Annotated in this window: 23 protein-coding genes; 14 read left to right on the top strand and 9 right to left on the bottom strand. The window is 62.4% G+C overall.

What is annotated here, in order from left to right:
* Positions 1–24: 24 nt before the first annotated feature.
* Positions 25–864 carry an alpha/beta fold hydrolase gene (locus tag ACN9MU_RS27575; protein ID WP_426336392.1) on the bottom strand — a complete coding sequence of 280 codons (840 nt, stop codon included), beginning with the start codon at positions 862–864 and terminating at the stop codon, positions 25–27.
* A gap of 104 nt (positions 865–968) precedes the next feature.
* On the opposite strand from ACN9MU_RS27575, the gene ACN9MU_RS27580 reads away from it, so the two are divergent.
* On the top strand, positions 969–1517 hold the full coding sequence (locus ACN9MU_RS27580; RefSeq protein WP_426336393.1) for a CGNR zinc finger domain-containing protein: 549 nt from the start codon (positions 969–971) through the stop codon (positions 1515–1517).
* Here the strand turns inward: ACN9MU_RS27580 and ACN9MU_RS27585 are convergent.
* Positions 1514–2413 carry a LysR family transcriptional regulator gene (locus ACN9MU_RS27585; protein WP_426343743.1) on the bottom strand — a complete coding sequence of 300 codons (900 nt, stop codon included), beginning with the start codon at positions 2411–2413 and terminating at the stop codon, positions 1514–1516. The genes ACN9MU_RS27580 and ACN9MU_RS27585 overlap by 4 nt on opposite strands.
* A 101-nt stretch (positions 2414–2514) precedes the next feature.
* Between ACN9MU_RS27585 and ACN9MU_RS27590 the strand changes: the two genes are divergently transcribed.
* From ACN9MU_RS27590 to ACN9MU_RS27600, 3 genes are read left to right on the top strand one after another with little or no spacing between them, the layout of a single operon-like run.
* Positions 2515–3246 carry an SDR family NAD(P)-dependent oxidoreductase gene (locus tag ACN9MU_RS27590; protein ID WP_426343744.1) on the top strand — a complete coding sequence of 244 codons (732 nt, stop codon included), beginning with the start codon at positions 2515–2517 and terminating at the stop codon, positions 3244–3246.
* 14 nt (positions 3247–3260) lie between these two features.
* Positions 3261–3470, top strand: a complete 210-nt coding sequence (locus tag ACN9MU_RS27595; protein ID WP_426164725.1) for a tautomerase family protein — start codon at positions 3261–3263, stop codon at positions 3468–3470.
* Positions 3471–3482: 12 nt separating this feature from the next.
* Entirely contained in the window at positions 3483–3674 is a 192-nt protein-coding gene (locus ACN9MU_RS27600; RefSeq protein ID WP_426343745.1) for a hypothetical protein, read from the top strand.
* 23 nt (positions 3675–3697) lie between these two features.
* On the opposite strand, the gene ACN9MU_RS27605 is transcribed toward ACN9MU_RS27600, so the two are convergent.
* Both ACN9MU_RS27605 and ACN9MU_RS27610 read right to left on the bottom strand, forming a co-directional pair.
* Positions 3698–4243, bottom strand: coding sequence for a DUF1697 domain-containing protein (locus ACN9MU_RS27605; RefSeq protein WP_426164729.1), 546 nt, complete (start codon positions 4241–4243; stop codon positions 3698–3700).
* A 53-nt stretch (positions 4244–4296) separates the two neighbouring features.
* A complete protein-coding gene (locus tag ACN9MU_RS27610; RefSeq protein ID WP_426164731.1) occupies positions 4297–5892 on the bottom strand; it encodes a sensor histidine kinase in 1596 nt (531 codons plus the stop codon).
* Positions 5893–6012: 120 nt separating this feature from the next.
* On the opposite strand from ACN9MU_RS27610, the gene ACN9MU_RS27615 reads away from it, so the two are divergent.
* Together ACN9MU_RS27615 and ACN9MU_RS27620 are read left to right on the top strand one after the other, a co-directional pair.
* A complete protein-coding gene (locus tag ACN9MU_RS27615) occupies positions 6013–6351 on the top strand; it encodes a hypothetical protein (protein ID WP_426164733.1) in 339 nt (112 codons plus the stop codon).
* A complete protein-coding gene (locus tag ACN9MU_RS27620; protein WP_426164735.1) occupies positions 6348–7193 on the top strand; it encodes an HDOD domain-containing protein in 846 nt (281 codons plus the stop codon). Before ACN9MU_RS27615 ends, ACN9MU_RS27620 begins: the two co-directional genes overlap by 4 nt.
* A gap of 12 nt (positions 7194–7205) precedes the next feature.
* Here the strand turns inward: ACN9MU_RS27620 and ACN9MU_RS27625 are convergent, their stop codons facing one another.
* Both ACN9MU_RS27625 and ACN9MU_RS27630 read right to left on the bottom strand, forming a co-directional pair.
* Complete coding sequence (locus ACN9MU_RS27625) at positions 7206–7550, bottom strand: hypothetical protein (RefSeq protein ID WP_055929479.1); 345 nt, start codon at positions 7548–7550, stop codon at positions 7206–7208.
* A gap of 205 nt (positions 7551–7755) precedes the next feature.
* A complete protein-coding gene (locus ACN9MU_RS27630; protein ID WP_426164737.1) occupies positions 7756–8061 on the bottom strand; it encodes a hypothetical protein in 306 nt (101 codons plus the stop codon).
* Between the two features lie 94 nt (positions 8062–8155).
* Here ACN9MU_RS27630 and miaB point away from each other — a divergent pair, with 94 nt between their 5' ends.
* The 3 genes from miaB to ybeY are packed head-to-tail and all read left to right on the top strand — an operon-like array spanning position 8156 to position 10996.
* A complete protein-coding gene (miaB, locus tag ACN9MU_RS27635; protein ID WP_426343746.1) occupies positions 8156–9490 on the top strand; it encodes a tRNA (N6-isopentenyl adenosine(37)-C2)-methylthiotransferase MiaB in 1335 nt (444 codons plus the stop codon).
* Positions 9487–10554, top strand: a complete 1068-nt coding sequence (locus ACN9MU_RS27640; RefSeq protein WP_426164741.1) for a PhoH family protein — start codon at positions 9487–9489, stop codon at positions 10552–10554. The genes miaB and ACN9MU_RS27640 overlap by 4 nt, the downstream gene beginning before the upstream one ends.
* Positions 10538–10996 carry an rRNA maturation RNase YbeY gene (ybeY, locus tag ACN9MU_RS27645; protein ID WP_426336399.1) on the top strand — a complete coding sequence of 153 codons (459 nt, stop codon included), beginning with the start codon at positions 10538–10540 and terminating at the stop codon, positions 10994–10996. Before ACN9MU_RS27640 ends, ybeY begins: the two co-directional genes overlap by 17 nt.
* Here the strand turns inward: ybeY and ACN9MU_RS27650 are convergent.
* The gene (locus tag ACN9MU_RS27650; protein WP_426164745.1) at positions 10993–11628 is read right to left on the bottom strand and encodes a LysE family translocator; all 636 of its coding nucleotides are present in this window, start codon (positions 11626–11628) and stop codon (positions 10993–10995) included. The genes ybeY and ACN9MU_RS27650 overlap by 4 nt on opposite strands.
* A gap of 56 nt (positions 11629–11684) precedes the next feature.
* Here ACN9MU_RS27650 and ACN9MU_RS27655 point away from each other — a divergent pair, with 56 nt between their 5' ends.
* Positions 11685–12608 (top strand): LysR family transcriptional regulator, encoded by a 924-nt coding sequence (locus tag ACN9MU_RS27655; protein WP_426164747.1) that lies wholly within the window; start codon positions 11685–11687, stop codon positions 12606–12608.
* Here the strand turns inward: ACN9MU_RS27655 and ACN9MU_RS27660 are convergent.
* Positions 12605–13621 carry a transporter gene (locus ACN9MU_RS27660; RefSeq protein WP_426319229.1) on the bottom strand — a complete coding sequence of 339 codons (1017 nt, stop codon included), beginning with the start codon at positions 13619–13621 and terminating at the stop codon, positions 12605–12607. The genes ACN9MU_RS27655 and ACN9MU_RS27660 overlap by 4 nt on opposite strands.
* 85 nt (positions 13622–13706) lie before the next feature.
* On the opposite strand from ACN9MU_RS27660, the gene ACN9MU_RS27665 reads away from it, so the two are divergent.
* Positions 13707–14585, top strand: coding sequence for an HlyC/CorC family transporter (locus tag ACN9MU_RS27665; RefSeq protein WP_426172317.1), 879 nt, complete (start codon positions 13707–13709; stop codon positions 14583–14585).
* Complete coding sequence (gene lnt / locus ACN9MU_RS27670) at positions 14585–16123, top strand: apolipoprotein N-acyltransferase (RefSeq protein WP_426319230.1); 1539 nt, start codon at positions 14585–14587, stop codon at positions 16121–16123. The genes ACN9MU_RS27665 and lnt overlap by 1 nt, the downstream gene beginning before the upstream one ends.
* A gap of 21 nt (positions 16124–16144) precedes the next feature.
* Here lnt and ACN9MU_RS27675 read toward each other — a convergent pair whose 3' ends face one another.
* Positions 16145–17221, bottom strand: a complete 1077-nt coding sequence (locus tag ACN9MU_RS27675; protein WP_426343747.1) for a hypothetical protein — start codon at positions 17219–17221, stop codon at positions 16145–16147.
* A gap of 173 nt (positions 17222–17394) precedes the next feature.
* On the opposite strand from ACN9MU_RS27675, the gene glyQ reads away from it, so the two are divergent.
* Positions 17395–18291, top strand: a complete 897-nt coding sequence (gene glyQ / locus ACN9MU_RS27680; RefSeq protein WP_426164755.1) for a glycine--tRNA ligase subunit alpha — start codon at positions 17395–17397, stop codon at positions 18289–18291.
* Positions 18292–18304: 13 nt separating this feature from the next.
* A complete protein-coding gene (glyS, locus tag ACN9MU_RS27685) occupies positions 18305–20407 on the top strand; it encodes a glycine--tRNA ligase subunit beta (protein ID WP_426164757.1) in 2103 nt (700 codons plus the stop codon).
* Position 20408: the final 1 nt, after the last annotated feature.

Raw genomic sequence — 20408 nt, forward strand, 5'->3', positions numbered from 1 at the left:
TGTTCGGGCTATCTTCGAAAGCGTCTAGTCTAACAGGGCATGGATGGCTTTGCCGATCACCTCGACGTGGGTCTCAAGCGCGAAATGCCCGGTATCCAGCAATTGCACGATCGCGTTCGGGTTATCGCGGCGATAAGCCTCGGCGCCCGGCGGCGTGAAGAACGGATCGTTTTTGCCCCAGATCGCCAGTGTCGGCACCTGCGCTTTGCGGAAGAACGCCTGGAATACGGGGTACAGCTCGAGGTTTTTGCGATAGTCGTAGAACAGTTCGAGCTGGATATCGATATTCCCCGGGCGCGCCATCAGGGCCGAGTCCAGGGTATAGGACTCGGGCGCCACGCTGGCGGGATCGGCGACACCGTGCGTGTACTGCCATTTGGTGGCTTCGGGCGTCAGGAAGCCGCGCATGACGTTCGTATTCTCTTCGTTCGGGTCCGCCCAGTGCTTGCGCATCGGAGTCCAGCCATCGCTCAAGCCTTCCAGGTAGGCGTTGCCGTTCTGCGAAACCAGGGCCGTAATGCGTTCCGGTTTGGCTGCAGCCAGGCGCAGGCCGACCGGGGCGCCGTAGTCGAATACATACAGCGCGAATTTTTCGAGCTTGATGGCTTGCAGGAAGGCCTCCATGGTGTTGGCCAGGTTGTCGAACGTGTATGTGTACTTGCGTTCAGGCGGCACCTCGGTAAAACCGAAGCCCGGCAGGTCGGGGGCGATGACGCGATACCTGGTCGCCAGCAGCGGAATCAGGTTGCGGAACATGTGGGAACTGGTGGGAAAACCGTGCATCAGGAGGATCGCCGGCGCGTCCGGAGCACCTGCTTCGCGGTAGAAGATGTTAATGCCGTCGGCCTGGATGGTGCGGTTCATAATTAACCCCTTAAAATTAGTTTAGATGGTTACAAGAATACTCCAGCCACGTAACTTGTCAAGAGTTATTTTGGTGGTTACAATGAAATCGGGAGGACAGGAAAATGATTGAGTTCTACGGCGATCACCCGGCGCTGGACCTGATGAATACCGTTGTGCAAGGAGAAGAAACCTGGCATGACGATGCTGGTGTCATGGCCTGGCTGGCAGCTGCCGGGCAGCTCACGGCGGAAGAGGAGGCGCCCGGCAAGCCAGGCGAGCTGCTGGCTGCAGCGCGCGCGTTGCGCGAATCCGTTCGCGCGGCAGTGGCGGCGCGCAAGGCCGGGCAACGGTTCGATGCCGCAGCGCTGAATGCGGCGCTTGCGCACGCCGAACGGCACCTGGTGCTGGTGGAAGCAAGTGGGGGCGGGCTGTCGCTGCAGCCCCGCTACGCGGCCCGCACGCCGCAGCAGCTACTGGCGCCCCTGGCGGAAGCCGCGGCGCAGTTGCTGGCGACAGCCGACTTCAAGCTGGTGCGCAAATGCGAGGACCATGCCTGTACGCTGTGGTTCCTGGACCGCACCAAGTCACACCGCCGCCGCTGGTGCAGCATGGCGCTCTGCGGCAACCGCAACAAGGTGGCGGCTTTCCGCCAGCGCCAGCAGGAAGGCTAGCGCACCAGGAAGTCGACAAAGCTGCGCACGCGCAGCGACAGGTGGCGCGCGTGCGGATAGATCAGGTAGAACGGCCTTGAGCAGCCGCCATGCTGCGGCAGCAATTCGACCAGCGTCCCGCTGGCCAGTTCGCGCTCCACGGCAAAGCGATAGGTCTGCGTAATGCCGCCGCCATGGACGGCCAGGGTGCCCATGCCAAGAAAGTCTTCCGCGCACACCACGGCATCGCCGCCGATCAATTCGATTTCCGAACCGTCGCGCATGAACTGCCAGGGTACCAGCCGTCCGGTACTGGGCAGCACGAACTGGATGCAATCATGTCCGGTCAGTTCTTCAAGCGACTTCGGCTTGCCGCGCCGTTTCAGGTAGGACGGCGCAGCCACCAGTACCAGCTCCACATCTTCCATCTTGCGGGCGACCAGGGTCGAATCCTGCGGCGCACGGCCGCGCACGGCAAGATCATAGCCCTCGTCTGCGAAATCGATGTTGCGGTTGCTGATGTGGACTTCGACCTGCACTTCCGGGAATTGCAAGCGGAAGGCCGCCACGCGCTCGAGCAAGCGGTAATGCGCATAGGGCGTCGTTGCACTGATACGCAGCTTGCCGGATGGCGTGGCCTGCTGGCCCGTCACTTCACGTTCGGCCTCCACCAGTTGCGACAGCGCCTGCCGGCACTGTTCGAAGTACACCCTGCCGCCGTCGGTCAGGCGGATCTGGCGCGTGGTGCGCACGAACAGGCGCACGCCGAGGCGCTCCTCCAGGCGCGAAATGGAACGGCTCACCGCCGCCGGCGTCACGCCCGCCATCGCCGCCGCCGCGGTGAAGCTGCCCTGCTCCCCCGCCAGCACGAACAGCTCGATGCTGCCCAACTGCATATCATCGAAGTGGCGCTGCATTCATTACCCCATGTATCAAGTCAATTACCGGAAACCATATTTATCTACCAAAACGTCATAAGTATAGTGGACTCACCTCAACCAAACTCATGGAGTTCCAAATGACCAAGACAGCAATCGTGACCGGCGCTTCCAGCGGCCTGGGCTTTGCCATCGCCAAGGCCTACCTGGCGCGCGGCTACAACGTGGTCGGCAACGCCCGCACCATGGACCGCCTGCAAGCGGCTGCAGCCCACCTCGGAAATCCCGCCAACTTCCTGCCGGTCGCCGGCGATATCGCCTCGCCGGCGACGGCCAGGGAACTGTTCGATAAGGCGGCTGCGCGTTTCGGCAAGGTCGACATCCTGGTGAATAACGCCGGCATCTTCATCGCCAAGCCGGCCGTCGATTACACCGAGGCCGACACCGACGCCATTGTGGCGACCAACCTGAAGGGCTTCCTGTTCCCGGCTCAGGAAGCGGTGCGACACATGGAAGCCAACGGCGGCGGCCACATCGTCAACATCACCGCCAGCCTGGGCGTGACGCCGGCCAAGGCGACCGCGCTGCTGCCCGTGCTGATCAAGGGCGGCCTGAACATGGCGACGCGCGCCCTGGCGCTCGAGGTGGCCAACAAGAACATCAAGGTGAACGCGGTAGCGCCCGGCATCATCAGCACCCCGCTGCACAGCACGGATGCCGGTACCCAGGAATTCCTGAAAGGCCTGGTGCCGACCCACAGGATGGGTACGGCCGACGACATCGCCGACGCGGTGCTTTACCTGACCGATTCGAGCTTCATCTCCGGCCATGTGCTGACCGTCGATGACGGCGCGGCAGCCGGCAACTGGTAAGCAAGGAGACTGGCATGCCCTACGTGAACATCAAGGTCACCCGCGAACAAGGCGGCCCGACCGTGGAACAGAAGAAGGAACTGATCGCCCGCACCACCAGGATGCTGCAGGAGGTGCTGGACAAAGACCCGGCCACCACCTTCGTCATCATCGACGAAGTGGAAACCGATAGCTGGGGAGTGGGATTTGAATCGGTGACCGAGCGGCGCGCCCGCCAGTCATAAGCCGCAAACGCTGTGGATATTGCTCAAGGCGACACCACCGACGATGGCGCGGCCAATGCAGCTGACTTTTTGCCAGCCATTGTCGGCCACAGCAAAGCCACCGATGACCAGGGCCACTACGACGGCGCCCAGTATCATGGCACCTCTTATCGAATCGCCAATCTTCATTGTGCATCTGACAAAATCATGGATAAGCGATTTTAGACGCTGGACGCGACAGTCGACAACTAATTATTTGCCATCGCGTGCAGTTTGCTGATGGTGCTCCAATTGCGCGAAGTGACCGCATCGCCCAGCGCCTTGCCCATCGCTGCGGCAGCGCGGCTGGTCAGCACGCCATCGGGGCACCAGATGTAGGCGGCGTGGCGGCCGAGTGCGAACGCTTCCGGCTGCCAGCTCTGCCGTGCCAGAGGTTCCAGCTTGCCGCGGTCTTCATCGGGCCTGTTGAGGACAGCCACCAGCAGCCGCGAATGGTCGCTGGCCACCTCCTGCAGGCTGTTTTCCTTGACGATCTCGGCCAACTGGGCGGCCTCGATCACGGTGACTTTGGCCGGTACGCCGAGCTTGAGCACCAGTGCTTCTTCGATGCGCGCAGCGCTGTCGGCAGCATCGGCGGCATTGCAATCAAACACGACGTTGCCGCTGTTGAGCAGCGTGCGCACGTCGCCGTAGCCCATATCGCTCAGCACCTTGCGCAGGTCGGCCATCGCAACGCGTTTTGCGCGTCCGACGTTAATTCCGCGCAACAAGGCGATCAGGCGCTGCTTATCCATGACATTCCTCCCTGCATGGCTTCAGTATGCGGCAGATGCTCCTGCGGCGGCGCTCAGCTCGCAATCGGCGCGTGCAAGGGGGCGTCCGGGTGCCTGTCCTCATTTTCATCGCCCGGCGTCACGCGCGGGATGCGGAAGACGAAACTGGCGCCCTTGCCCAGCGTGCTCGACACCGAAATGGTGCCGCCGAACTGCTTGACGACCAGGTTGAAGACGATGTTCAGGCCGAGGCCGGTGCCGCCCTGCCCGCGCCGGGTGGTGACGAAGGGGTCGAAGACCTTGTCCAGCATGTCCGGTGCAATGCCCTTGCCGTTGTCGACGACCTGCATTTCGATATGGTCGCCTTCCGGGATGACGTTGATGTCGATATTGCCGGCGCCATCGGGCTCGAAGGCGTGTTCGACGCAGTTCAGCGTGAGGTTGGTGATGACCTGCGCCAAGGCGCCGGGATAGCTGTCCAGAATGACGTCGTCGGGGCAGTTGATGGCGACCACGATGCGGGTTTTCTTCAGCTTCGGCTGCAGGCTGGACACCACTTCGCCAATGTATTCCTTCAGTTCGAAGCGGCGCCGCGCTTCGCTGACCTGGTCGACCGCAATTTGCTTGAAGCTGTGGATCAGGTGCGCTGCGCGGTAAGCATTGTTCATGATCAGGCGCGCGCTTTCACCGGCCGTATCGATGTATTTCTGGATTTCCGACTTCTTCACCTGGCCCGCCTTCATCGACTCGTCGACGGCCGTGGTGGCATCCATCAGCACCGAGGCGCTGGTCAGCGCGATGCCGACCGGCGTGTTGATTTCATGGGCCACGCCGGCCACCAGCGAACCGAGGGACGCCAGGCGCTCGGCCTGCAGCAGGGATTCCTGGGTGCGCTGCAAGTCGTCGAGCGCCTGCGCCGTTTCCTGCGCCGAACGGCGCGCCAGGTCTTCCGCTTCGCGGGTGCGCTTGATGATCGATTTAACCTTGCGCTGGATGGCGTTGAAGCCGCGGATCACGTCACCCAGTTCATCGCTGCGTTTTTCCGGCAGCTCCTCCACTTCATCGGAACCGCGCGTGGCCAGTTCGAACAAGCCGTCGCGCAGCTTCTTCAAGGGATCGAACACGATGCGCAGGGACAGCGCCAGCGCCACCACCAGGATCAGGTCCAGCGTCAGCACTTCCACCACTTTGCGGCGCACTTCGGCGGCCAGCGTGGCATCGATCTGGGCACGGGTGAAATTGACCACGACGCGGCCCACGATCACCGGTTTCAGGGCACTGCCAGCGGCGCCGGCGTCGCGGTAGGCCAGGTCGGCCACGACCGGCGCGCCCTGCACGGCAGTTTCGGATTCGATGGGGACGATGCTGCCGTCTTCCTTGCGGCGCTTGCCGGAAAACAGGCCGACCGAGGTGTCGTAGACGCGGATCGCAACCAGTTCCGGCGGCAGCATCTCGGCTGCCACGATATTGTCGACCTTGGCCTTGTCGAGGTCCCACAGGGCGGATGGCAGGCTGGTCTGCAAGCGGGTCAGCACGCCCTCGCGCAGGCGCTGGTTAGCTACTTCCAGTTCGTGACCCAGGCTGTATTGGGCGTAGGTGCCGGAAATGCCCAGCACGACGGTGACGATCACAACGAACAGTGCAGTCAGCCGGCCTTGGATACCAAACATTCACTCCCTCCCCATATTCCCCCCAATGTAAGGGAAGCGGTGTGACTTGGCAAGATTTTAAGGGTGATGCCTTCCCGGCACTGATGTAAGATCTGGCATTGATCTGTGGGAGATAAAACAATGACGGCGACATACCGCCACCTGCCCCTTGCCAAGGTCGAGCCTGGCATGGTGCTTTCTGACGAACTGCTGGACACGCACGGCCAGGTCCTCCTGCCGGCAGGCGCCGTGCTGACCGAACGCATGCTGGAGCGCCTGCAAGGCCACGGCATCGAGTCGCTGGCCGTGGTTGACGACACACCGCCCGACCCGGCGCAATCGGCTGCCGAACGCACTGCCCACCTGGCGCGCATCGAAGTGCTGTTCCGCCGCCACGATCCGGCCGATGCCGAAGACTCTGCGGCCAAGGCGCTGCGCACCCTGGTCACGGATTTCCGCGTTGGCAAGGAGGCTGCATGAGCGCACCGCTCAGTTATGACGACGTGGTGAAAAATCTGGACGACCTGCCTTCGCTGCCGGCCGTGGTGATGGAACTGCTGAACAGTGTGGACCAGGAAGAAATCGATATTGCCGTGCTGGCAAAGAAGGTCTCGCATGACCAGGCCTTGACCGCCAAGACGCTGCGTCTGGCGAATTCTTCGCTGTTCGGGCTGCAGGTCAAGGTGACCACGATCCAGCAAGCGATTACCTTCCTCGGTTTCCAGAGCACGCGCAACCTGATTACGGCGGCCGCAGTGACCGGCTGCTTCGCCGGCAAGCAGTGCCCCGGCTTTGACCACGGCATGTTCTGGCGCCATTCGATAGCGACGGCAGCTTGCGCCAAGGTGCTGGCGCGCCACGTGCGCTTCAACCAGGATTATGCTTTCACGGCGGGGCTGCTGCACGATATCGGACGCCTGGTGCTGGTGTCGACCTTCCCTGAGCGGTATGCCGAGGTGATCGCCTACCAGAAGGAACACGACTGCTATACGCTGGAGGCGGAACGCGCCGTGCTCGGCATCGACCATGTCGAAGCCGGCCTGGCGTTGGCGGAGCACTGGAATTTTTCAGACACCATGCGGCTGGCGATTGCCGGCCACCACGAACCCGGAAAGCCAGGAGCCGGCTTCCTGGCTGCCATCGTGCACGTGGCCGACGCGGTGGTGCATGCGCTCGACCTCGTGCAGAAACCGGACGACCTGGTGCCGCCCGTTTCCCCGATTGCCTGGAAAGCGCTCAACCTGGGCGAAGACACTTTCCTGCACCTGTTCCGCGAAACGGAACTGCAATATGAAGAAATTGCGCTGGTGTTGATGGCCTGATGCGCAGCGCGCTTAGTGCGCGCTGGCCTGCGGCATGCCGCCCTGGGTCGAGGCGCCGACTGGCTTGTCCTCTGGCTTCGGGCGGCCTTGCGCATCCGACAGGCGATACTTGGTGCGGCGATCGCCCATCAAGTCACGCAGTTCGCGAATGCTCATGCCGGTCACTTCATGCATGCGAATCAGCAGGGATGCGCCGACTGGCAAGCGATGGTGGCGGATTTTACTGATGACGGGCGGTGCGACTTCCAGCATGCGCGACAGCGCAGCATCGTTCTTCAATTGCATTTTGCCGAGCAGGATGTCCAGCAGGTGGTTCGGGTTGTAGCTTTCCTGCGAAGCGAGAGCGTGGTGTGCCATGATTGATCCTCTCTTGACAGTGGAGTGTTGAGGAAAGGGCCTTGCAGTCTTGCTAATCTTCTTACTGCGCTGCGAAGCGAACCTTGTTCAACATCAAGACTTGGCGATGATTTGCCGAAAATCTTGACAACAATGCCATTTCAACACAGTCATTATTCCTGTGTCGCACGAAAGAACCATACGGAAATTGTGTTGCGCGGATATTTCAGGCTGTAACGGAAATGATGCTGCCCGGCGCCGGGGTGCCTGGCGTGCGCTGGCTTGACTGGGCATTCTGGGCCAGCAGGTCCTGCCGGGTCAGGAAATCCTGCAGCTCGGCCGATTGTGCTTGCTCCAGGGCACGAGTCTCTTCACGGCGGGTACTGATTTGCTCGGTGCTTGCGGCCTGCTGCTCGCGGATGCGTTGCTCTTCCTGCCGCAACTGGCGCTGTTCGGCCAGGCGGCGTTCGGCTGCAGCACTGTCCACCTGCTGGACATTCGGGGTGGTCGGTCCTATTCCATTGATAGCCATGACATAGCTCCCGCAGAAAATTGCTCTTTTAACTCTAGAGCTCGCGGGGCCGGTTTTCAAGGGACGATTGGCGATTTACGGTAAACTTGCGGGTATGCAGAAAAAAGTATTCATCAAAACCTTCGGCTGCCAGATGAACGAGTACGACTCGGACAAGATGGCAGACCTGCTCGGCGCGTCCGAGGGACTGGTACGCACCGAATCCCCGGAAGAAGCCGACGTTATCCTCCTCAACACCTGCTCCGTGCGCGAAAAGGCGCAGGAAAAGGTGTTTTCGGACCTGGGCACCTTCAAGAAGCTCAAGCAAGCCAAGCCTGAACTGGTGATTGGCGTGGGCGGCTGCGTCGCCTCGCAGGAGGGCGAAGCCATCGTCAAGCGCGCGCCGCTGGTGGACGTGGTGTTTGGCCCGCAAACCCTGCACCGCCTGCCGAAGATGATCGAACTGCGCCGCCACACCGGCAAGCCGCAGATCGACATCAGCTTCCCCGAAATCGAAAAGTTCGACCACCTGCCGCCGGCGCGCGTGGAAGGCGCTTTCGCCTACGTCTCGATCATGGAAGGCTGCTCCAAATACTGTTCCTACTGCGTGGTGCCCTACACCCGCGGCGAGGAAGTATCGCGCCGCTTCGAAGACGTGCTGACCGAAGTCGCCGGCCTGGCTGCCCAGGGCGTGAAGGAAGTCATGCTGCTCGGCCAGAACGTGAATGCCTTCCGCGGCGAGACCGCGGACGGCAGCGTCGCCGATTTCGCCATGCTGATCGAATACGTGGCCGAGATTCCCGGTATTGAACGCATCCGCTTCGTCACCAGTCATCCGAAGGAGTTCACGCAGCGCCTGATCGACTGCTACGCGGAAATCCCGAAACTGGCGGACCAGCTTTACCTGCCGGCCCAGCATGGCTCGGACAAGATCCTGGGCGCCATGAAGCGCGGCTACACTGCGCTGGAATACAAATCCATCATCCGCAAGGTGCGCGCGGTGCGCCCGAACGTGGTGATCTCTTCGGACTTCATCGTCGGCTTCCCCGGCGAGACCGACGAGGATTTCGAAGCGATGGTCAAGCTGGTGCAGGACGTCGACTTCGACAACAGCTTCAGCTTCATCTTCAGCAAGCGCCCCGGCACGCCGGCCGCCAACCTGGCCGACGACACCCCGGCCGAAGTCAAATCGGCCCGCCTGCAGCGCCTGCAAGCCCTGTTCGACGAGAACACCAAGCGCCACAGCGCCGCCATGGTCGGCATGACCATGCAGGTGCTGGTGGAAGGCCAGTCCAAGCGCGGCGGCAATGAAATGCAGGGCCGCGCCAGCAATACCCGCACCGTGCACTTCGACGGCGGCGCCAATGCGCAGGCACTGATTGGCCAGATGGTCAGCGTGCGCATCACCGAAAGCCTGGATTACTCCCTGCGCGGAGAAGCGATACTTTGAAAACAAAAACCCCGGTGCAACCGCACTACTTCGTCCCAGAACCCCTGGACAACACACGCCTGGCCCATTTGTGCGGCCCGCTCGATGAAAACCTGCGCCAGATTTCAGCGGCGCTGGACGTGACCATTTTCCGCCGCGGCGAAAAATTCATTGTCAGCGGCACCAATGCCGAACGCGCAGTGGCCATCCTCGAGCGCTTCTATGAAGTCGCCGACAAGGTAGTGCCGGTGGAGGAAGTCCAGCTCGCCCTGGTCGAGCAGCGCGCCAGCGAGGCGCCGGACGACTTTGGCCCGGGCGAGGAAGAGCCTCCTTTCCACGAACCGGACATCACCAGCCCGGTGCTGAAAACGCGCCGCAACGACCTGCGCGGCCGCACGCCGCACCAGATCCGCTACCTGCGCAATATCCTCGACCACGACATCAGCTTCGGCATCGGCCCGGCCGGTACCGGCAAGACCTATCTGGCAGTGGCCTGCGCGGTCGACGCCCTGGAGCGCGACGCGGTCAAGCGCATCATCCTGACCCGCCCTGCGGTGGAAGCGGGCGAGCGCCTGGGCTTCCTTCCAGGCGACCTGGCGCAGAAAGTCGACCCGTATTTGCGCCCGCTGTACGACGCGCTGTACGACCTGCTCGGCTTCGACCGCACGCAGAAGATGTTCGAGAAACAGGTGATCGAGATCGCCCCGCTTGCCTATATGCGCGGCCGCACGCTGAACCACGCCTTCGTCATCCTGGACGAGGCGCAGAACACCACTGTCGAACAGATGAAGATGTTCCTGACCCGTATCGGCTTTGGCAGCAAGGCCGTGGTGACGGGCGACGTGACCCAGATCGACCTGCAGAAGCACCAGAAATCCGGCCTGGTCGATGCCATGCACGTGCTGCGCAATGTGCGCGGCATCGCCTTCAGCCAGTTCTCCAGCGCCGACGTGGTACGCCATCCGTTGGTGGCGCGCATTGTCGATGCCTATGAGAATGCCCAGGAAGCCAGCGCCGAGCTGGCGCCCCTGCTGCAAACCGTGAAACCCGCTGTGAAAGCTGTGCGCAATGTCCGAAAAAAATAAGCTGGCCCTGTCCGTCCAATACGCCGACCCGCGCCTGCAGGAAGAAATCACCCGCCCAATGATCCGCAAATGGGTCAAGGCGGCCCTGTTCGCACCGGCTGAACTGACCATCCGTTTCGTCGATGCGGAAGAAGGCCAGGAGCTGAACCGCGACTACCGCGGCAAGGACTACGCCACCAATGTGCTGACCTTCGCTTACAACGAAGGCGAGGAAGTGGCCGAGGACGAGCCGACGCGCGCCGACATCATCCTGTGCACCGACGTGCTGCAGCGCGAAGCGGCCGAGCAGAAGAAAACCGTGGAAGAGCACACCGCCCACCTGATCGTGCACGGCGTATTGCACGCCCAGGGCTACGACCACGAGGATGACGAAGAAGCGGCCGAGATGGAAGACATCGAAACCGAGATCGTCACCGGCCTCGGTTACGCCGACCCGTACTAGACTTCCAGCGTCAGCATCGTCACGCCGAAGGCGCAGAACACGAAAGCGCTCAGGCGCGACAGGGTGCGCGCAGCGCTCGGCCGGCTGAGCCACGCGCGCGCCTTCGCCGCAAGCCCCGCATAGATCCCGTGGATCACAACCAGCACCATGCAATAGGTGGCAATGGCCAGGGCCAGCGGTACCTGCTGTTGCGCGGCTCCCGTGGCGCCGGCCACTTGCGGCAGGACAGACAGGAAGAACAGCAGCGACTTCGGGTTGCTCGTCTGGAGCAAAACACCGCGCAGCAGGCGCTTGCGGCAGCCGTCGGCCTCTTGCGCCTGGCCCGCTGCGGCGCCTTGTCCAATGGGTGCTGGCACGCGGCCCCAGGCCTTGCAGGCGAGGTAGAAGAGGTAGCTGACGCCGCAATACTTCAGCAGCAGGAACGAGGCTGGCGAGGAACGAATCAGCAGCCCAATTCCGGCCGAAGACAAGCCGGCCATGACGGCAGCGCCGATGGCCAGGCCCAGCACTCCATGCATGGCCGCGCGCCAGCCAGTCGCGATGGCATTGTCCAGCGTCATCAACACCCCTGGCCCCGGGCTCGACACGGTGAAGACCACCATGACCGCAAACATCCAATAAGTATTGTTCATGTGCGCAGTGTGCCGCTGGCCCGACAGGCATTCAAACGAGATCTTGGTATGATGTGTTGAGTATTCCTCAACACTATCTTGCCGAGCAATCGATGACCGTCCGTCCGCCCCTCCATGCACTCCATGTTTTCTGCATCGTCGTGCGGGAAGGCGGGTTCCGCCAGGCGGCACAAGCCCTGCACCTGACGCCGAGCGCCGTCAGCCGCCAGGTACAGGCGCTCGAAGGACACCTCAGGCAAATACTGTTCGAGCGTACGGCCGGCAATGCGGCCGCACTAACCGCCGCCGGCCGGCAGTTGCATGAACAGGCCGCCGGCAAGATGGCGGAAATCGTCGGCATGCTCGAACCCGGCGGCAACCCGGGAAACCAGGCCTCGATCCTGGTCGACACCAGCGTGACGCTGGCCATGCACTGGCTGATTCCGCAACTGACGGGCTTCCGCCAGCAATATCCGCACATCCGCATTGATGTGCGCACCGCGGACGGCGACATCAATCCTTCCGCGCCGGTCGATGTTTTCCTGCGCCGGGATGGGGCGGAATTGCGCGGGATACCTTCACAGGTGTTCATGCGCGAGCACTGCGTATTGGTGTCGAGTCCATCCTTCGCAGCAGGCCTGAGCTCGCGCGAGCCGGACAACATGTACTGGCTGGCCACGGCGCCGCGCATCGGCATGCGCTCGCGGCCCGACCTGTGGCCATTATGGAGCCAGGCGCATGGCATGGATGCCAGGACGCTGGCACCGGCCATTGAATTTGACAACACGGTGCTGGCTATCCAGGCTGCCGTGCAAGGGCTCGGCGTGCTGGTAGTGCCGGAGGCCTTTGTCGCGGCAATGCTCGAAAACGGTACGCTTCAGCGCCTCCTGCCGGCCGCTATCGAAAGCGGCACTTATTCGTTTGCAGTGGGCCGCCAGCGCGCGTCGCCTCGCGTGGACCTGTTCACGCAGTGGCTGAAGGAGCGCGGAAACGCCGCCTAATCGTTACGCTGGCGGAACAGCCAGGCCCCCGCCACCACGGTAAACAGCACCACGATGCCGGCGATGATCCAGAAGCCGGCCTTGTCGTCGGCCAGCGGTACGCCGCCGACATTCATACCCAGCAGGCCGGCAATGATATTGATCGGCAGCGCCAGCACCGTCACGATGGTCAACACATAAAGGCTGCGGTTATTGGCCTCGTTGACCAGGGCCGCAATCTCTTCCTGCAGCAGCTTGATGCGCTCCTGCAGCGCCGCCATGTCGTTCAGCACTACCGCAAATTCCTCGGTCGATTCGCGCAGTTCCTGCCGATCCGCCTCGCTGGCCCACGACGGCGGCCGTTGCAGCAGGCGGAACAAGGCCGCCGGCTCTGGCGCCAGCAGCCGTTGCAGCCGCACCAGCACCCGCCGCAGGGCGCCCAGGTCGGCGCGCTTGAATTTCAGCTTGCCCGACAGGAGGTTGTCTTCGATCCGATCCACCTTGCCGGTAGCGTCGCGCACGATGCGGGTCAGCACGTCCGCCTGGTCGCGCAACAGGTGGGTCAGCAGCACTACGCTGGAGACCAGGTTTTCGCCGCCGCGCACGGCCTGCCGCAGCCTTTCGACTGCCTGCAATGGCTTGCGCCGGGCGCTGACCACCAGCCGCCGGTCGACGCTCAGGCAGACGCTGGAAATATCCGACGGCTCGAAACTGAAGTCGCGCAGCACGTCGTTGACCACGGCCACCAGGGTATCGTCGGCCTGCTCGATGCGGGTCGAGCGCGCGCCCTCTTCATGCAGGCTGTCGTAATATTCATTGGCCAGCACGGCATGTTCGCGCATCCATTTTTCGCTGGCGGTGTTGGCAAGGTTGAAATGCAGCCAGATGAACTCCCCTGCCGGGGTGCCCGTATCACGCAGCCATTGTTCGGCCTCGGATGCCTCGATCGGCACCGGCTGCGGGCCGCGCCCGAACAGGTAACCGCATACGAGGCCGCACTGGTCGGATCCATAGGTGACTGCACTGATCTGCATGAGTTTCCAATCTGATAATTTCGGCCGGGACTCGGCCGTTTAGTGTATGCTATAGCACTTCGGAACAACGGCTTTAATGCCAATTATGCAAGAGCACTCTAGTAGCGTCAGGAATGACGCTAAACCACACCGGTCGCTGTTCGAGCGACTCACCGCCCTGATTTCCCCTGAGCCCGAGAGCCGCTCGGAGCTGCTTGAAGTCCTGCACGACGCCCATGAACGCAACCTGATCGACGCCGACGCGCTGTCGATGATCGAAGGCGTGTTCCAGGTGTCGGACCTGTCGGCGCGCGACATCATGATCCCGCGCTCGCAGATGGACGTCATCGACATCACCAAACCGATCGAGGAATGGCTCCCGCTGGTGCTGGAAACGGCCCACTCGCGCTTCCCTGCCATCGAAGGTGAACGCGACAAGGTGGTCGGCATCCTGCTGGCGAAGGATCTGCTGCGCTATTACGCGGAAGAATCGTTCGACGTGCGCGACATGCTGCGCCCTGCGATCTTCATCCCGGAATCGAAACGCCTGAACGTGCTGCTGCGCGACTTCCGCGCCAACCATAACCATATGGCCATCGTGGTCGATGAGTACTCCGGCGTGGCCGGCCTGATCACCATCGAGGACGTGCTGGAGCAGATCGTCGGCGATATCGAAGACGAATACGATTTCGATGAAGAAGAAGACAATATCCTCTCCATCAAGGAAGGCAAGATCGGCCCTCGCTGGCGCATCAAGGCGCTGACCGAGCTGGAACAGTTCAATGAAGAGCTGGATGCCGACTTGGCCGACGAGGATGTCGACACCATCGGCGGCCTGGTGGCCAAGCACCTGGGCCGCATGCCGCACAAGGGCGATACCTTCGACATCGCCAACCTGCGCTTTGAAGTGCTGCGCGCCGATGCGCGCCAGGTCCATGTGCTGACGGTTGAAAAACTGCCGGCATCCGTGGACGAGCAGGACTGATGCGCTGGCGTAAGACCAAGGCAGGCGAACCGCCTGCCGCGCCCCGCTCTACCCGTAGCCGCATGCTGATCGCCGCCATCTCCGGCGCGGCGGGCGTGTTCGCGTTCGCGCCGTTCGGCTGGTGGCCGCTACAGATCCTTTCGCTGGCAATGCTGGCCTACCAGGCCTTGCGCGCGGATGGCGTGCGTGCCTGCGCCCTGGTCGGCTGGGCCTTCGGCTTTGGCTGGTGCCTGGCGGGATTCCATTGGTTGTACATCGCGATCCACAATTTCGGCGGCATGCCGGCGCCGCTGGCCGCCATTTCGATCGCCCTGCTGGCGGCGGCAATGGCCTTGTATGCCTCGGGCGCCCTGGCCGCTACCGCCTGGCTGCGCAAGCGCTGGCCGCTGCCGCTGCCTGCCGCCACGCTTCTTGTGTTGCCGGCTTGCTGGGCTCTGTTCGAATTCCTGCGCGGCTGGCTTTTCACCGGTTTTCCCTGGGTGACGGCGGGCTATGCACACAATACTTCGCCGCTGGCAGGCTATGCCCCGGTGCTGGGCGTGTACGGCATCAGCTGGCTGGCCGCCATCACCGCTGGCGCCCTGCCGCTGCTGATGCATCCGTTCCGCTACAAGGCGATTACGCTGGTAGCGGCGATCTGGATCGGCGGCTTTGCGCTGGGCCGGGTCGAATGGACGACGCCTTCCGGCAATCCCCTGTCGGTGCGCCTGGTTCAGGGCAATGTCCCGCTGGTGAATAAATTCGACATCAAGCATCTCGGCGACATCCTGCGCATGTACCAGCAAGTGGTAACTGCGGCTCCCGCCGACCTGATCGCAATTCCGGAAACGGGAGTGCCGCTGTTCGCCTCTCAACTGCCGCCTGGCTACCTGGATTCCTACGGCCAGTTCGCGCGCCGCACCGGCAGCCATATCGTGCTGGGCATGCCGATGACCAATGGCGTGGAATATTCGAACAGCGTGCTCGGCCTGCCGCCTTCGCTCTCCAGCAGCACTTATCGCTACGACAAGCACCACTTGGTGCCGTTCGGTGAATTCATCCCGACTGGCTTCCGCTGGTTCACCAACCTGATGCAGATCCCGCTCGGTGACCAGACACGCGGCGCTGTGATCCAGGCCCCGTTCCCGGTGAAGGACCAGAAAGTGCTGCCGAATATCTGCTACGAAAACGTGTTCGGAGAAGAGATCGCGGAACAGATTTCGCTGACCGGCGCCACGGTGATGCTGAACGTATCCGAGCTGGCATGGTACGGGGAATCGATTGCGATTCCGCAGCACTTGCAGATGTCGCAGATGCGTGCGCTGGAAACCGGCCGGCCGATGCTGAGCGCCACCAATAGCGGCGCCACGGTCGTGATCTCTCCACGCGGCGAAGTGATGCACGCGTTGCCTTATCGCCAGCCGGGCGTATTGAGCGCAACGGTACAAGGCATGTCGGGCGACACGCCTTACATCAAGCTGCAGAACAAGCTGTTCTTTGTCCTTGCCGCCCTGGCCTTGGCCGGTGCCTGGCTCTGGGCGCGATCCGTTAAACGCTAGCGGAGTGGAGCGCAAAACCGATCAGTGTTTTGCGCTCTCAATGACATCTTCGATACTTTTTGCTTCCAGCACCGCCATGATTTGACGCTCCAGGTCCTCGACGGTGCCTGCGGCGATCACTTGCTGCACATGCTCGTCCAATGGACCAAAACGCAGCCCAAGTTGGGACAGGACGATCTGGCGCAACATGCGCAGCTTCCCCTCCCGTAGTCCTTCCTCGCGTCCTTCTTCGCGTCCTTCCAGCCGTCCTTCCAGCCGTCCTTCCATCCGTCCTTCCATCCGTCCTTCCATCCGACCTTCCATCCGACCTTCCAACCGGCCTTCCAACCGGCCTTCCTGGCGGCCTTTGATCTTGGCACGCTTTTCAACGCGATGTTCATACGCACTCACGTAAGGCATGGCACTCCTCCCAAACAAGTCCTCCAACCTGGCATCCAGCTGTTGCTGCAATCCCCAAGGCAAGCGCATCATGCGATCGATTAACTCATGAACATCGAGAACTTTTTCCTTAGGCCAACCACAAGCATGAATTCCTGTTAGCAGACAGCCTTTGACACGCATGCGGTCCTCTAGTTCCCTGCGAGTGCGAAGGGTCGCCACATGCGCCGAAACCAGCCACGCGAAAACGTTGTCGCTCAACAGTAGTTCCGCGATCCGGTCCTCAAAGTCGATTAACTTGATCGTTTCGAATCCGAAACTCAAATGCGTGCGCCCGGAAATCATCTCCAGGCCCTCCGGACGCCAAGTTGGGCTGAGATCGCCAAGGATAGCGATACTACGCACCGGCAGGCGGAAGCGTTCATACAGGCGGTAGTAGCAGATAAACATGCGCTCCGCAAAATCAGCCTGGCTGGCGGTCTGGACTTCGATATGCCACAAGCAACTGGAACTGTCCGGCTCAGTAACGCGCATCAGCTTGTCCAGTCGACGCAGCCCAAATGCCCCATCGCGCATGCATTGGCCAAGCTCCTGCTCCAGGCTCTCGGGTGCAACTTGCCTTTCCCGCGTTTCAAGCAGGAAAAGTTCCGCAAAATCAGCCAGATAGCGCTCAGGGGCATGCGTCCACGGGGAATCAAAGTCGGCATTTGGACTATCCATGCTGCTTGGAGGCGGCTACGGGCTAGAGGTTCACGCGGCACCGCCAAGGTTTGATATGGATCAAAGGACCAGCCAGCCGGGCAAAACTCTACAGGTTCGCCGCAAAAACCGCTAAAATGAGCCGTTTTAGCGAACCGATAACGCTCGCGCCCAGGGCGCCACCAACGACCACGATGCTGACATTTCAACAAATTATCCTGACCCTGCAAACCTACTGGGACAAGCAGGGCTGCGCATTGCTCCAGCCGTACGACATGGAAGTCGGCGCGGGCACCTTCCACACCGGCACTTTCCTGCGCGCCATCGGCCCTGAGCCTTGGCGTGCCGCCTACGTCCAGCCATCGCGCCGCCCGAAAGACGGCCGCTACGGCGAAAACCCGAACCGCCTGCAGCACTACTACCAGTACCAGGTGGTCCTGAAGCCGGCGCCGGAAAACATCCTGGACCTGTACCTGGGCTCCCTGGAAGCGCTGGGCCTGGACCTGAAACAGAACGACGTACGCTTCGTGGAAGACGACTGGGAAAGCCCCACCCTGGGCGCCTGGGGCCTGGGCTGGGAAGTCTGGCTGAACGGCATGGAAGTGACCCAGTTCACCTACTTCCAGCAAGTGGGCGGCCTCGATTGCAAGCCGGTGCTGGGCGAGATCACCTACGGCGTTGAGCGCCTGGCCATGTACCTGCAGGGCGTGGAAAACGTCTACGACCTGGTGTGGACCGAGTGGGAAGAAGGCGGTGTGAAGAAGCAGCTGAAGTACGGCGACGTGTTCCACCAGAACGAAGTGGAGCAGTCCACCTACAATTTCGAGCACGCCAACACCGAGCTGCTGTTCGCGCAATTCGCCAACCACGAATCGGAAGCGAAGCGCCTGATCGAGCTGCAACTGACCCTGCCGGCCTACGAGCAGATCATGAAAGCCTCGCACAGCTTCAACATGCTGGACGCCCGCGGCGCCATCTCCGTGACCGAGCGCGCCGCCTACATCGGCCGCGTGCGCAACCTGTCGCGCATGGTGGCCCAGGCCTACTACGAGTCCCGCGAACGCCTCGGCTTCCCGATGGTCGCCAAATAAAAGAATACCGAACATGAATCAGACCCTGCTCATCGAACTGCTGACCGAAGAACTGCCGCCGAAGGCCCTGTCCAAGCTGGGCGCCGCTTTCGCCTCCGGCATCGTCAACGGCCTGAAATCGCGCGACTTCCTGGAAGAAGACAGCGTCGCCACCACTTACGCCACGCCGCGCCGCCTGGCGGTGTCGATCACCAAAGTACGCGCCACCTCGCCGGACAAGCAGGTACGCGAAAAGATCCTGCCAGTCGCCATCGCATTGGACGCCGACGGCAACCCGACCGCGCCGCTGACCAAGAAGCTGGCAGCCATGGGCCTGGCCCACATCGCCGTCGCCGACATGGAACGTGCCCAGGACGGCAAGGCCGAAAGCTTCTTCTACACTAAGCTGGCAGCCGGCTCCGCCCTGCAAGCGGGCGCGCAAGCAGCGCTGGAAGAAACCATCGCCAAGCTGCCGATTCCTAAGGTGATGAGCTACCAGCGTCCAGACGGCGAGACCGTGCAGTTCGTGCGCCCGGCCCACGCGCTGGTCGCCCTGCATGGCGCCACCGTGCTGCCACTGACCCTGCTGGGCCTGACCGCAGCCAACAAGACCGAAGGCCACCGTTTCCTGACCGCACCGGGCAAGCGTGAAGTGACCATCGCGGACGCCGAGTCCTACGCAGCCACCCTGGCTGAGGCGGGCAAAGTCGTTGCAGGCTTCGACGCGCGCAAAGAGGCGATCCGTACCGCCCTGCTGCAAAAGGCAGGCGCCGACCAGGTGCTGATGCCGGAAGCGCTACTGGAAGAAGTGTCGTCCCTGGTCGAATGGCCGGTCGTGTATGAATGCCACTTCGAGGAAGAATTCCTGGCCGTGCCGCAGGAATGCCTGATCCTCACCATGCAGACGAATCAGAAATACTTCGCCCTGACCGATGCCAACGGCAAGCTGCGCTCGCGCTTCCTGATCGTGTCGAACATTGCGACCGACACGCCGGCCGCCATCATCGGCGGCAACGAGCGTGTCGTGCGCCCGCGCCTGTCCGACGCCAAGTTCTTCTTCGAGCAGGACAAGAAGAAGTCGCTGGAATCGCGCCTGCCGCTGCTGAAGAACGTGGTGTACCACAACAAGCTGGGCACCCAGGCCGAGCGCTCCGAGCGCGTCACCTCGCTGGCCGCCGCCATCGCCGGCCGCCTGGGCGGCGACAAGGCGCTCGCAGAACGCGCCGCACGCCTGTCCAAGGCCGACCTGCTGACCGACATGGTGGGCGAATTCCCTGAGCTGCAAGGCATCATGGGTACCTACTACGCGCGCCACGACGGCGAACACGAAGAAGTCGCCCTGGCCGCTTCCGAGCACTACCAGCCGCGCTTCGCCGGCGACAACCTGCCGTCTACCGCCACCGGCACCGCCGTGGCACTGGCCGACAAGGTCGAAACCCTGGTCGGCATCTGGGCCATCGGCCTGCAGCCGACCGGCGACAAGGACCCATTTGCGCTGCGCCGCCACGCCTTGGGCGTGCTGCGCATGCTGGTGGAAAAGCGCCTGCCGCTGTCCGTCTCGGCGCTGCTGGGCGACGCGGCCGCGCAGTTCGTGGCCGTGCCGAATTTCAAGGACCCGACCGCCGAAGTCACCGCGTTCATGATGGACCGCCTGCGCGGCATGCTGCGCGAGCGCGGCTTCAGCGTAAACGAGATCGAAGCAGTCGTGGCGCAGAACCCGGACCGCCTGGACGACATCGTGCAGCGCCTGGAGGCCGTGCAAGCCTTCGCCGCCCTGCCGGAGTCGGTCTCGCTGGCCGGCGCCAACAAGCGCATCACCAACATCCTGAAGAAGAACGAGGAAGCGCTGGCGCAAGCCGGCACGGTGCGCGCGGACCTGCTGCAAGATGCCGCCGAAAAGGCTCTGCACGCAGCCATGGGCCGCGTGGCGCCGGAAGTCGACACGGCATGGGCCAAGGGCGACTTCAGCGCCACGCTCAAGACATTGGCGCAACTGAAGGAAGAAGTCGACGCCTTCTTCAACGACGTGATGGTGATGGCAGAGGATATCGCGCTGCGCAACAACCGACTGGCGCTGCTGTCTTCCCTGCACGGCATGATGAACCGCGTGGCCGACATTTCCAAGCTGGCAGCCTGAT

Source organism: Pseudoduganella sp. R-32 (assembly GCF_049913245.1).
Taxonomy (GTDB): Bacteria; Pseudomonadota; Gammaproteobacteria; order Burkholderiales; family Burkholderiaceae_D; genus Rugamonas.

Coding starts and splice junctions, on each gene's coding strand:
- ACN9MU_RS27575 (WP_426336392.1), bottom strand. CDS start 864: ATGAACCGCACCATCCAGGCCGACGGCATTAACATCTTCTACCGCGAA.
- ACN9MU_RS27580 (WP_426336393.1), top strand. CDS start 969: ATGATTGAGTTCTACGGCGATCACCCGGCGCTGGACCTGATGAATACC.
- ACN9MU_RS27585 (WP_426343743.1), bottom strand. CDS start 2,413: ATGCAGCGCCACTTCGATGATATGCAGTTGGGCAGCATCGAGCTGTTC.
- ACN9MU_RS27590 (WP_426343744.1), top strand. CDS start 2,515: ATGACCAAGACAGCAATCGTGACCGGCGCTTCCAGCGGCCTGGGCTTT.
- ACN9MU_RS27595 (WP_426164725.1), top strand. CDS start 3,261: ATGCCCTACGTGAACATCAAGGTCACCCGCGAACAAGGCGGCCCGACC.
- ACN9MU_RS27605 (WP_426164729.1), bottom strand. CDS start 4,243: ATGGATAAGCAGCGCCTGATCGCCTTGTTGCGCGGAATTAACGTCGGA.
- ACN9MU_RS27610 (WP_426164731.1), bottom strand. CDS start 5,892: ATGTTTGGTATCCAAGGCCGGCTGACTGCACTGTTCGTTGTGATCGTC.
- ACN9MU_RS27615 (WP_426164733.1), top strand. CDS start 6,013: ATGACGGCGACATACCGCCACCTGCCCCTTGCCAAGGTCGAGCCTGGC.
- ACN9MU_RS27620 (WP_426164735.1), top strand. CDS start 6,348: ATGAGCGCACCGCTCAGTTATGACGACGTGGTGAAAAATCTGGACGAC.
- ACN9MU_RS27625 (WP_055929479.1), bottom strand. CDS start 7,550: ATGGCACACCACGCTCTCGCTTCGCAGGAAAGCTACAACCCGAACCAC.
- ACN9MU_RS27630 (WP_426164737.1), bottom strand. CDS start 8,061: ATGGCTATCAATGGAATAGGACCGACCACCCCGAATGTCCAGCAGGTG.
- miaB (WP_426343746.1), top strand. CDS start 8,156: ATGCAGAAAAAAGTATTCATCAAAACCTTCGGCTGCCAGATGAACGAG.
- ybeY (WP_426336399.1), top strand. CDS start 10,538: ATGTCCGAAAAAAATAAGCTGGCCCTGTCCGTCCAATACGCCGACCCG.
- ACN9MU_RS27650 (WP_426164745.1), bottom strand. CDS start 11,628: ATGAACAATACTTATTGGATGTTTGCGGTCATGGTGGTCTTCACCGTG.
- ACN9MU_RS27660 (WP_426319229.1), bottom strand. CDS start 13,621: ATGCAGATCAGTGCAGTCACCTATGGATCCGACCAGTGCGGCCTCGTA.
- ACN9MU_RS27665 (WP_426172317.1), top strand. CDS start 13,707: ATGCAAGAGCACTCTAGTAGCGTCAGGAATGACGCTAAACCACACCGG.
- lnt (WP_426319230.1), top strand. CDS start 14,585: ATGCGCTGGCGTAAGACCAAGGCAGGCGAACCGCCTGCCGCGCCCCGC.
- ACN9MU_RS27675 (WP_426343747.1), bottom strand. CDS start 17,221: ATGGATAGTCCAAATGCCGACTTTGATTCCCCGTGGACGCATGCCCCT.
- glyQ (WP_426164755.1), top strand. CDS start 17,395: ATGCTGACATTTCAACAAATTATCCTGACCCTGCAAACCTACTGGGAC.
- glyS (WP_426164757.1), top strand. CDS start 18,305: ATGAATCAGACCCTGCTCATCGAACTGCTGACCGAAGAACTGCCGCCG.